The sequence below is a fragment of the Streptomyces sp. NPDC046831 genome, assembly GCF_040645305.1.
GTDB lineage: Bacteria > Actinomycetota > Actinomycetes > Streptomycetales > Streptomycetaceae > Streptomyces.
In genome coordinates this window covers 334,120-343,386 of the sequence record NZ_JBEYXZ010000003.1, presented here as the reverse complement: position 1 = coordinate 343,386, position 9,267 = coordinate 334,120, and the positions used below count along the sequence as shown (strand labels likewise).

6 protein-coding genes and 1 pseudogene are annotated in these 9,267 nt (G+C 75.6%); 5 read left to right on the top strand and 2 right to left on the bottom strand.

Features of this window, described 5'->3' with window-relative positions; genetic code table 11:
- Positions 1–521 precede the first annotated feature (521 nt).
- Entirely contained in the window at positions 522–1,313 is a 792-nt protein-coding gene (locus tag ABZ920_RS04945) for a S16 family serine protease (RefSeq protein WP_361498842.1), read from the top strand.
- A gap of 18 nt (positions 1,314–1,331) precedes the next feature.
- On the opposite strand, the gene ABZ920_RS04940 is transcribed toward ABZ920_RS04945, so the two are convergent.
- Positions 1,332–2,168 carry an ABC transporter permease subunit gene (locus tag ABZ920_RS04940; RefSeq protein WP_361498840.1) on the bottom strand — a complete coding sequence of 279 codons (837 nt, stop codon included), beginning with the start codon at positions 2,166–2,168 and terminating at the stop codon, positions 1,332–1,334.
- 831 nt (positions 2,169–2,999) lie between these two features.
- On the bottom strand, positions 3,000–3,497 hold the full coding sequence (locus tag ABZ920_RS04935; protein ID WP_361498838.1) for an Lrp/AsnC family transcriptional regulator: 498 nt from the start codon (positions 3,495–3,497) through the stop codon (positions 3,000–3,002).
- A gap of 123 nt (positions 3,498–3,620) precedes the next feature.
- Between ABZ920_RS04935 and hppD the strand changes: the two genes are divergently transcribed.
- The 4 genes and pseudogenes from hppD to ABZ920_RS04915 form a co-directional block, all read left to right on the top strand.
- On the top strand, positions 3,621–4,769 hold the full coding sequence (gene hppD, locus ABZ920_RS04930) for a 4-hydroxyphenylpyruvate dioxygenase (protein WP_361498836.1): 1,149 nt from the start codon (positions 3,621–3,623) through the stop codon (positions 4,767–4,769).
- A 388-nt stretch (positions 4,770–5,157) separates the two neighbouring features.
- Positions 5,158–6,573, top strand: a complete 1,416-nt coding sequence (locus ABZ920_RS04925; protein WP_361498834.1) for an FAD-linked oxidase C-terminal domain-containing protein — start codon at positions 5,158–5,160, stop codon at positions 6,571–6,573.
- A gap of 308 nt (positions 6,574–6,881) precedes the next feature.
- Positions 6,882–8,570, top strand: a complete 1,689-nt coding sequence (locus tag ABZ920_RS04920) for an RDD family protein (RefSeq protein WP_361498832.1) — start codon at positions 6,882–6,884, stop codon at positions 8,568–8,570.
- A 267-nt stretch (positions 8,571–8,837) separates the two neighbouring features.
- Positions 8,838–9,267, top strand: a pseudogene (locus tag ABZ920_RS04915) (Na+/H+ antiporter subunit A); the annotation flags it as partial.

The window sequence follows — 9,267 nt, the reverse complement described above, 5'->3', positions numbered from 1 at the left end:
CGGCGGGCGGCGTTGCTTGGGGTTGCCTCGCCGTGACGCCTTGCCCTCGGTCGCCCCCGCCGGGGTGCCTTGTCCGGGTCGCCTGCGCCGGGCGGTGTCGCCTGGGGTTGGCTCGGCGGGCGGCGTTGCTTGGGGTTGCCTCGCCGTGACGCCTTGCCCTCGGTCGCCCCCGCCGGGGTGCCTTGTCCGGGTCGCCTGCGCCGGGCGGCGTCGCCTGGGGTTGCCTCGGCGGGCCGCGTCGCTTGGGGTTGCGGCGCCGGGGTGTCCTGCCCGTCCATCGCCTGCGCTGGGCCACCGGTCACCGGTCGATGCGGCACACGAGCGCGGCCGGTGTCTCCGTGTCCCCGCCTCCCCGCGCCCCGTGTCCCCGCGCCGTGACGCCCCGCGTCGCCGTCCCTCCGCGCGTCGTCCCGCGCTCGCCCGCGCCGGTCGCGGGAGGCGCCGTGAGCGGCAGGTCCGGGCCGGGCGGCGGTCCGGCCACCAGCAGGAGGCCGGACCGCGTCGTCGCGTAGATTGAACCCGTGTTCTCTCGCCTCCCGCGCCCACAGGCCGTCGCCGTCTGCGCTCTGCCCGTCGTCGCCCTCGTCGCCGCGGCGGTGTTCGCACCGCTGCCGTTCTCGGTGGCGCAGCCCGGGATGACGGCGAACGTCCTCGGCAAGAACAAGGGCACCGAGGTGATCACGATCTCGGGCGCGCCGACGCGGACGACGAGCGGGCAGCTGCGGATGACGACGATCGAGGCGACGGGGCCGGACACGTCCGTCTCGCTCGGCGACCTCGTCGACAGCTGGTTCGCCACCGACCGGGCCGTCATGCCGCGCGACGCGGTTTACCCGAGCGGCGACACCGTCAAGGAGATCGAGCAGCACAACGCCGCGCAGATGAAGCAGTCCCAGGACGCGGCGACCCGGGCGGCCCTGTCCTACCTGCACCTCGACGACAAGGACGTGAAGGTCGCGCTCAGTCTCGCCGACGTCGGCGGTCCCAGCGCCGGCCTGCTGTTCTCCCTCGGCATCGTCGACAAGCTCGACGGCGACGGCAGCGGCGGCGACCTCACCGGCGGCCGCACCATCGCCGGCACGGGCACGATCGGCGCCGACGGCAGGGTCGGCGCGGTCGGCGGCGTGGCCCTCAAGACGCAGGCGGCCCGCCGGGACGGGGCGACGGTGTTCCTGGTGCCGAAGGCCGAGTGCGCCGACGCGAGGTCGGAGCTGCCGAAGGGGCTGCGGCTGGTCCCGGTCACCACGCTGAAGGGCGCGGTCGACTCCCTGGTGGCCCTGGAGAAGGGCAGGGGCACGGTCCCGAGCTGCTGACGTGCGGACGCGCGGGCGTCAGGTGCCGGCGGTCGTCGCTCGGCGCCGCCTGCCGCGTGCATCCCGGTGCCGCCTCGCCGGCGAGCCCGGCAGCCACCCCAGCAGAAGGGGCAGCGACGCCAGCCAGTCCAGCATCAGGGCCAGGCAGACGGACAGGACCGTGCCCAGCGCCAGCACGGGCATCCGCCGCGCGCTGACGCCCGCGGCGATCAGTGCGCCCAGGCCGCCACCCCCGGCGAAGCCGGCGACGGTCGCCGCACCGACGCTCATGACCAGTGACCCGCGGACGCCGGCCAGGACCAGCGGGAGCGCCGCCGGCAGTTCCGCCCTGACCAGGATGGCGGACGGGGAGACGCCCGCGGCCCGCGCCCGGGTGAGCAGCGCCGGATCCACCCCGCGCAGGCCGGTGACCGCGCGGGACAGCAGCGGCAGGGCGGCGCAGACGGTCACGACGGCCGCGACCACCCAGGTGTCGCCGCCGAGCCGGAACACCAGCAGGACGAGCAGCCCGAGCAGGGCGGCGGCCAGATGGGCGGCGGCCACCGCCTCCGGCACGCGCGCCGACCGCCGCAGGGCCCCGCGCGTCAGTACGGCACCCAGCGGCACCGCGACGACCAGGGCGAGGACGGTGCCCCCGACGGCCAGCCCGATGTGCTGCCACAGCGCCACCGACGCCCGGCCGTGCGCGAAAGCCCGCCGGGAGACGGCGTCCAGGGGAGCCAGCCGCAACCACGACGAGGTGGCCAGGAGGACGACGACGAGCACCGTCGGCAGCAGGGTCAGCTTCCGCCGGACCTCCCGCGCCGAGAGCGAACGGGTCCGGGCGGTGACCGGTGCGCACGTCGGGCGCCACACCGCGGAACGGATCCGCGCGGCTGCCGAAGCGACGGCCGGCCGCGCTGCCGGGAGACGGATCCGGGCGGCAGCCGGTGCGCCGGCGGCGCGCGACGCCACGGAGCGGATCCGTGCGGCGGCCCGTGCGCGAGTCTGCGGCGACGCGGCGGAGCGGATCCGTGCGGCGGCCCGTGCGCGAGTCCGCCACGCTGCGGCGGAACGGACCCGGGCGGTAGCCGAAGCGACGGCCGGCCGCCATACCGCGACACGCGTCCGGGCGGCAGCCGGTGCGCCGGCGGCGCGCGACGCCGCGGAACCGATCCGCACCAGGGCCGGCGGACCGGTAGCGCGCGACGCCGTATCCCCGGCGCGGGCGGGCGGGTCCGTGGCCTGGGGGGTGTGGGCCTTGGCCCTGGCCCGTGCTTCCGGATGTGGAGTGGCCGTACTCCCGTCGCGGCCGGGCGGGCTCGCAGCCTGCGAGTTCCCGGCTTCCGCCTTGGCTCGTGCGTGCGGGCGGGGGGTGGCCGTGTCCCCGGTGTCGGCAGGCGGGTTGGTGGCCTGCGGGGTGTGGGCCTCGGCCCTGGCTCGTGCGTGTGGGCGGGGGGTGGCCGTGTCCCCGGTGTCGGCAGGCGGGTTGGTGGCCTGCGGGGTGTGGGCCTCGGCCCTGGCTCGTGCGTGCGGGCGGGAAGTGGCCGGATTCCTGCCGTGGCCCCGCGGCTTCGCCGCCTCGGGGGTGTCGGTCTCCGAATCGGCCCGTGCGTCCGGACGCGGAGCCGTCACGCCGCCTCACCCCCGCGCCGTGAGCGGCTGCTCACGGCGGCTGCCCGGGTACTCCCACCACGTCACGCGCGCTCACCCCGTCGGCCGGCCCTGGTTGCTGGCCCGGTCCTCCGCGGCCTGCTCCACCAACGGGATGATCCGCAGCGGAACGGGGTTCTCCATCACGATCGCCGTGGATGCCCGGACGATCCCATCAAAACCGACAACCCGGTCGATCACACGCTGAAGATCGGCATTCGAGCGAGCCACCAGCCGGCACAGCATGTCGCCGGTGCCCGTGGTGGTGTGCAGCTCCAGCACCTCCGGCACGGTCGCCAGGTGGGCCCGCACGTCCGGCCCCTGCCCCTGCCGGATCTGCAGCGTCGCGAACGCCGTGACCGGGTAGCCGAGCGCCGCCGGATCCACCTCCGGACCAAAGCCGCGGACCACGCCGTTCGACTGGAGCCGGTCCAGGCGCGCCTGGACCGTGCCCCGCGCGACGCCCAGCCGCCGCGACATCTCCAGCACGCCGATGCGCGGCTCGCGCGCCAGGAGCACGATGATGCGGCCGTCCAGCTGATCGATCGCCACGGCAGCCTCCCCGGATGGTCATCCTGTACAGAAAGCCCGTCGGTACGGGGCTTTCACCGAACATGTTGCCCAGTGAAAACGCAAACTATTGCGCACCTTGCAGGCCCGGGTGACGCTTCCGCCATGACGCAGACCACAGAGCACACTCCCGACGTGACCGCCCGGCAGGCCGATCCCTTCCCGGTCAAGGGAATGGACGCGGTCGTCTTCGCCGTGGGCAACGCCAAGCAGGCGGCGCACTACTACTCCACCGCCTTCGGCATGCGGCTGGTGGCGTACTCCGGACCGGAGAACGGCAGCCGCGAGACCGCGAGCTACGTGCTCGAGAGCGGCTCCGCCCGCTTCGTGTTCACCTCGGTGATCAAGCCCGACTCCGACTGGGGCCGCTTCCTCGCCCAGCACGTGGCCGAGCACGGCGACGGCGTCGTCGACCTCGCGATCGAGGTGCCCGACGCGCGCGCCGCGTACACCTACGCGCTGGAGCACGGCGCCCGTTCGGTGGCCGAGCCGTACGAGGTGAAGGACGAGCACGGCACCGTCGTCCTCGCCGCGATCGCCACCTACGGCGAGACCCGCCACACCCTCGTCGACCGCTCCGGCTACAACGGCCCCTACCTGCCCGGGTACGCGGCCGCCCAGCCGATCGTCGAGCCCCCGGCCCAGCGCACCTTCCAGGCGATCGACCACTGCGTGGGCAACGTGGAACTGGGCCGCATGAACGAGTGGGTGGAGTTCTACAACAAGGTCATGGGCTTCACGAACATGAAGGAGTTCGTGGGCGACGACATCGCGACCGAGTACAGCGCGCTGATGTCGAAGGTCGTGGCCGACGGCACGCTCAAGGTCAAGTTCCCGATCAACGAGCCCGCCGTCGCCAGGAAGAAGTCGCAGATCGACGAGTACCTGGAGTTCTACGGTGGCGCCGGCGTCCAGCACATCGCGCTGAACACCAACGACATCGTGCAGACGGTCCGCACGATGCGCGCGGCCGGCGTCGAGTTCCTGGACACGCCCGACTCGTACTACGACACCCTCGGCGAGTGGGTCGGCGACACCCGCGTCCCGATCGACACCCTGCGCGAGCTGAAGATCCTCGCCGACCGCGACGAGGACGGCTACCTGCTGCAGATCTTCACCAAGCCGGTCCAGGACCGCCCGACGGTGTTCTTCGAGCTCATCGAGCGGCACGGCTCCATGGGCTTCGGCAAGGGCAACTTCAAGGCGCTGTTCGAGGCCATCGAGCGCGAGCAGGCCCGGCGCGGCAACCTGTGATCCCCCGCGGTGGGCCCGGTGACCCCGGGCCCACCGCCCCTGCGCCCGCAGCGAAGCGCGACCGGCACCCCGGCCCGGACCGCCGCCGGCGCCTCGGGCGCCGGCGGCGCCGCGCGGTCCCGCGCCTCGGGCAGCAGGGACAGCCCGCCCGCCACGACGGCCCCCGCGGCCGCGACGGCGAGCAGCCCCCGCACCACGCGGACGTGGCGCGGCACGGGCGGGCGTCCCGCACCGCCGGCCGGCCCCGCCCGGTGGCCGTGCTGTCGCTTCTGCGTGGCGCTCGCCGGCTTGTCCATGCCGCTCACTGTGCGCCCGTGCGGCGACCGTCACCCGGCAGGCGGAGTGGGCGGCCGACGGGGTTCACACCGATGGCACCGAGTGCGACGCTGTGATCATGAGCCGTATCCAAGCCCCGCCCGAAGAAGGCACCGAGGCCCAGGGCACCCTCACCGACCGGCTCCTCGCGGGCCTGCCGGCCGAGGCGGTCCTCACCGACCCCGACGTCACGGCCTCCTACGCGAACGACATGGCGAGCTTCTGCCCGTCGGGCGCGCCCGCCGTCGTCGTCCTGCCGCGCACGGTGGAGGAGGTTCAGCACGTCATGCGCACCGCCACCGCACTGCGCGTCCCCGTCGTCCCGCAGGGCGCCCGCACCGGCCTGTCCGGGGCGGCCAACGCCTCCGAGGGCTGCATCGTGCTGTCCCTGACCAAGATGGACCGCATCCTGGAGATCAACCCGGTCGACCGAATCGCGGTCGTGGAGCCGGGCGTCGTCAACGCCGCGCTCTCCCGCGCGGTGAACGAGCACGGCCTGTACTACCCGCCGGACCCCTCCAGCTGGGAGATGTGCACCATCGGCGGCAACATCGGCACCGCCTCCGGCGGCCTGTGCTGCGTGAAGTACGGGGTCACGGCCGAGTACGTCCTCGGCCTCGACGTCGTCCTCGCCGACGGGCGCCTCATGTCCACCGGCCGCCGCACCGCCAAGGGCGTCGCCGGGTACGACCTCACCCGCCTGTTCGTGGGCTCCGAGGGCTCGCTCGGCATCGTCGTCCGGGCGGTCCTCGCGCTGAAGCCGCAGCCGCCGCAGCAGCTGGTGCTGGCCGCCGAGTTCGCCTCCGCGGCCGCCGCCTGCGACGCGGTCTGCCGGATCATGGCGGGCGGCCATGTGCCGTCGCTGCTGGAGCTGATGGACCGTACGACGGTCAAGGCCGTCAACGACCTGGCGCACATGGGCCTGCCGGAGACCACCGAGGCCCTCCTGCTGGCCGCCTTCGACACCCCCGACCCGGCCGCCGACCTCGCCGCGGTCGGCGCCCTGTGCGAGGCGGCCGGCGCCACCCAGGTCGTCCCGGCCGAGGACGCGGCCGAGTCCGAGATGCTGCTGCAGGCGCGGCGGCTGTCGCTCACCGCGCTGGAGGCCGTCAAGGGCACGACGATGATCGACGACGTGTGCGTGCCGCGCTCCAGACTCGGCGAGATGCTCGACGGGATCGAGCGGATCGCCGAGAAGTACGCACTCACCATCGGGGTCTGCGCGCACGCCGGCGACGGCAACACCCACCCCACCGTCTGCTTCGACGCCCGGGACGCGGACGAGTCGCGCCGCGCCCTGGAGTCCTTCGACGAGATCATGGCCCTCGGCCTGCGGCTCGGCGGCACGATCACCGGCGAGCACGGCGTGGGCGTGCTGAAGAAGGAGTGGCTGGCCCGCGAGATCGGCCCGGTGGGCGTGGAGGTCCAGCAGGCGATCAAGCAGGTCTTCGACCCGCTGGGCCTGCTGAACCCGGGCAAGCTGTTCTGACCGCTCCCGGCCGACGGTACGGCGGTCCCGCCGGGCGCGGGCCCCCTCGCACAGCCGTCCCGGCGGCTGCGGGCGTGGCGGTACGGCGGTCCCGGTGGCTGCGGCCCGCCGGGGTCGGCAGGCGACGGGGTACCCGGCGTGATCCGAGTCGGGGGACTTTTCTCCGGCCGTGCGTCCGCGGATGCGAAGTTCGTGCACGAGGTTGCCCGGAAAGGAGTCGGTCCGGCCGGACCGGGGGTGGCGGGTGCGCCGGTCTGATAGATGTGGAGGCCCCCAGACGGCCCCCGAGCAGATACGGGACGACGGACATGAGCGCCCCAACCCCGGCACCCGGTGACGACAGGCCCCGCGAGGGCTATTACCCGGACCCGTCCATTCCTGGATATGTCCGGTACTGGAACGGTGCCGCCTGGGTGCCCGGCACCAGCCGACCGGCGCCGTCCGACGGCGAACCGCTCAGCCCGCCGCCCGGCGTGCGCCCGGCACCGGCGCCCGCGGCGGTCGAGGAGACGGGCCCGCACTTCTTCGACGAGGACCCGGCCGAGGAGCCCGGCCCGGCCGGGGCGCCGCCCGGCGACCGCCCGGAACCCGCTGCGGCGTGGGGCGCCGACCGCTCGCACCAGTCGGGCTTCGGCGGCGACCAGGACCGCCGCGTGTCCTGGGGCTCCCCGGCCGCGGCCGACCCGAGGCTCGCGCACCCGGACGGGCCGGCCGGCGCCCCGGACGCGGCGATCGGCCGTCCCGCGGGCGCGGGCGGCGCGCTTGCGTCCGGCACACCGGCCGACGGCGCGCCGTCCACCGACGGCACCTTCGTCTTCCGCCGTCCCACGGCGCAGGCCGCCACGCCGGGCGTCCCGGCCGCCGGGGGCCCCGCCGACGACGGCACCATGACGTTCCGTCCGGTCCGCGACGCGGGCGCCCCCGGCGCCTCCGGACCGCAGGGCACCTTCGGTGCGCCGGGTCCGGCCGGGCCGGGCGGTCCGGCGGCGTTCGGGGCAGCCGGTACGGCGGGGACCGCGGCGGGTCCGCAGGCCGGCGGCCACGGGCCCCAGCACCGGGGCGACGCGGCGACCGTCGTTCCGGGACCGGCCGAGCCCGGTCCGGCGGCCGGGTTCGGCGCCCCGGGCAGCGGGACCGCCTTCGCAGCGCCCGGTCAGGCCGGGCAGGCCGCGGCCGCCGGCGGTGCGGGCGGCCCCGGCTTCGCCGCCGGGAAGGCGGCCGCCACACGGGCTGCGGCGCAGGCCCAGGCCCGCACGGGCGCCGCCGTCCCGGCCGCGTCCCCCTCCGTACCGCCGGAGCCCGCCCCGCCCTCGGTGCCGCACCAGGCCGCCGCGGCGCCGGTCGCTCCTTCCGCTGCCGCCGCTGCCACGCCCATGAGCGCCGGCCCCGGCGGGGGACAGTCGTCCTGGGCCCAGCAGGTGCACCGGCTCGCCGGATCGGCCGACGGCCAGCCCGTGGCGCCGTGGAAGCCCCCCGTCGAGGACCCCTTCCAGGCGGCGGCGCGCCGTCAGGCCTCGGCCCGGCCCGCGGGCCTCGGCAAGCGGCTGGCGGCCCGGCTGGTGGACACGGTCGTCCTCACGGCCGTCACCGCCGTGGCCGCCGTACCCCTGGGCGGAAAGGCGGTCGACCACGTCCAGGAGAAGATCGACGCGGCCAGGCTCTCCGGCCGTACGGTCACGGTCTGGCTGCTGGACGGCACGACGGCGACGTACCTCGGCATCGTCCTCGCCGTGCTGCTGCTGTTCGGCGTCCTCTACGAGGCGCTGCCCACCGCCAAGTGGGGCCGCACGCTGGGCAAGAAGCTGTGCGGTCTGCAAGTGCGGGACATCGAGGCCCACGAGCCGCCGTCGTTCGGCACCGCCCTGCGCCGCTGGCTGGTCTACAGCGTGCCCGGACTGCTGGGCATCGGCGTGGTGGGCGTGGTGTGGTGCCTGTTCGACCGGCCGTGGCACCAGTGCTGGCACGACAAGGCGGCGCACACCTTCGTGGCCGGCTGACGCCCCGTACGGCGGCGGCGTCGTTCGTTGGCGCCGCACGGCGTTTCGCGGGCCCTTCCGCGGGCGTCCCGCGGGGCGCGCCCGCTGCGGCGTCCCCGGGCCCCGTCCGGACGCCGCGCGACGACCGCACGAGCGAGCCCTGCGCAGCCGGCGGTGCGCGCTCCGGGCCGCGCGATGTCGCCGGTATGGCGTATACAGGCCCCGCCCCCTACTCCCTACGGCCGTGCGCCGGATGCGAGAGCCCGGGGTTCGCGGTCGACTCGGGCCATGAGCACCGAACCGCCCCACGGCTCCGGACAGCAGCCACCGCCCCCCGGCGAGGACCCGCGGGACGGCGGCCCGCACGGCGGCGACCCGCAGGGTGGAGAAGCGCAGCACGGCAGTCCGTACGGAAGCCGACCCCTGGGCGAGGACCCGCAGGTCGGCGGTCCCCAGGGCGGCGGCCCGTACGGTGACCCGTCTGCGGAGGACCCACGGGGCGGCGGTTCCCAGGGCGGCCCATACGGAGGCGGCCCGCAGGCCGGTGGCCCGTACGGCAACCAGCCCCGCGATGACGGCCCCTACGGCGGTCGCTCCCAGGGCGGCAGCCCGTACGACCGGCCTCCCGGCGAGAACCCTCAGGGCGGCAGCCCCTACGACCGGCCTCCCGGCGGGGAAGGCCCTCACGGCGGCGGCTCCCAGGGCGGCAGCCCGCGTA

Bases quoted from the DNA above. Each gene is read 5' to 3' on its own strand.
- hppD (WP_361498836.1), top strand. From the start codon at position 3,621: ATGACGCAGACCACAGAGCACACTCCCGACGTGACCGCCCGGCAGGCC.
- ABZ920_RS04920 (WP_361498832.1), top strand. From the start codon at position 6,882: ATGAGCGCCCCAACCCCGGCACCCGGTGACGACAGGCCCCGCGAGGGC.